Genomic DNA, 1,743 nt, shown 5'->3' on the forward strand with positions numbered 1-1,743 from the left:
CGAGTTGTTTTTGGGTGGAAAGGAAGGAACAACCATAAAAGAGTTGTCCGAGAACTTAGGAAAAGAAACCATAGACCTGTATAACACATCGGAAACAAGGTCAAATCAAAAATCTTTCGGACTGAACTATCAAAAGCTTGGAAAGGAACTGATGAGCAGGGATGAACTTAAAGTGATGGACGGTGGGAAGTGCATACTTGAGATAAGGGGAGCAAGACCTTTTTATTCAGATAAGTTCGATATTACAAAGCATAAAAATTATAAGCTGCTTTCAGACTACAACAAGAAAAATACCTTTGATATAGAAAAATATTTAAAAAAAGAGACAAGGTTAATTTAAAAGAAGAAATGAGGGTAAAAGTGGTGGAGGTTGTATGTAGAAATTGGAGATGTTAATGTAAGTGATGGTAAAATTAGTCCAAAATTAATAGATGAAAAAGATTTACCAGCAAATGCAAAGATATTGCCCCAAAAAGGAGATTTGTTAGTATCTAAAGTACGACCTAATCGAGGGGCAATATCTATAATAGAGGAAGATTATAGTAATTTGGTTGTGAGCGGAGCATTTGCTGTTTTAAGAGAGAAGAAAGAATCAGATTATAGGGTAGAAACTTTAAAAACATTGTTGAGAACACCTATTTATTCGGATTGGTTGCTAAAATTTAATGTTGGAACAAGTTACCCTGTAATAACGGATGAAGATATTTTATCTTTACCTATTCCGATTATAAAATCTAATGTTGAAGATGAAATTGCAAGTTATATCAAACAGAGTATGGAGTATTCTAAGAAAGCAAAAGGATTACTTGAAATTTCTACAAAAAGTGTTGAAATAGCTATTGACAAAAATGAGCAAACGGCACAGAATTTCTTAGATAGATAGATAGATAGATAGATAGATAGATAGATAGATAGATAGATAGATAGATAGATAGACAAACACTAATTGCCTACTATAAGGAGCAAGCGAGCTACTGTATCAACCTTGCAATCTTCAGGCTTTATGAAGAAATCGGTTTGTTTGATAGTTTGAAATCTTCAAACTATACTGTTAAAAATCTTAAAGACACATTCGGCGTTAGTGGAAGATTGGATAGCGAATATTATCAAGAAAAATATGACAAGCTATTTGAAAAACTGTCGAGCAACAACTGTGATAAATTATCTGATCTTGTTACAATCAAAAAGTCGATTGAGCCGGAAGTGCAAGCTATCAGACAAAAGGAACACCGTTTATAAGAGTACAGGACTTAACAAAATTCGGTTTGACAGATACGAGTATTTATTTATCAGAGAATGAATTTAAAGACTGTATTAGACCAAAGAAAGACACGATATTTTTATCTAAAGACGGCACTGTCGGCATAGCTTACAAGATGAATAAAGATGAGAATATTATCACATCATCTGCCATACTACACCTCGATGTTAAAGATGAAAGGGTTTTACCAGATTATCTGACATTAGTGTTAAATTCCGTAGCTGTCAAAATGCAAGCGGAAAAGGATGCAGGTGGTTCAATCATTAACCATTGGAAAAAGAGCGAAATAGAAAATGTAATCATTCCGATTATCGTTAAAGAAAAGCAGGAGCAAATAAGCAAGCTACTAATCGAGAACGAAAATTTAAGGAATGAAAGTAAATCTATTTTAGAAAAAGCCGTTAAGTCGGTAGAAATGGCGATTGAATATGGAGAAGGAAAAGCTATTGCATATTTGAATGCTTAAATAATCTGAAGTTAAA

2 protein-coding genes and 1 pseudogene are annotated in these 1,743 nt (G+C 33.2%); all 3 read left to right on the plus strand.

Annotated elements, in window-relative coordinates:
* A partial coding sequence (locus HMPREF0381_RS04900; RefSeq protein ID WP_008750791.1) for a TraM recognition domain-containing protein occupies window positions 1-340 on the plus strand: 340 nt, incomplete at its 5' end.
* A gap of 30 nt (window positions 341-370) precedes the next feature.
* On the plus strand, window positions 371-883 hold the full coding sequence (locus tag HMPREF0381_RS04905; protein WP_008750792.1) for a restriction endonuclease subunit S: 513 nt from the start codon (window positions 371-373) through the stop codon (window positions 881-883).
* A 346-nt stretch (window positions 884-1,229) separates the two neighbouring features.
* Window positions 1,230-1,727, plus strand: a pseudogene (locus HMPREF0381_RS04910) (restriction endonuclease subunit S); the annotation flags it as partial.
* Window positions 1,728-1,743 lie beyond the last annotated feature (16 nt).

The sequence above is a fragment of the Lachnoanaerobaculum saburreum DSM 3986 genome (assembly GCF_000185385.1).
In the GTDB taxonomy this organism is placed as follows: Bacteria; Bacillota; Clostridia; order Lachnospirales; family Lachnospiraceae; genus Lachnoanaerobaculum; species Lachnoanaerobaculum saburreum.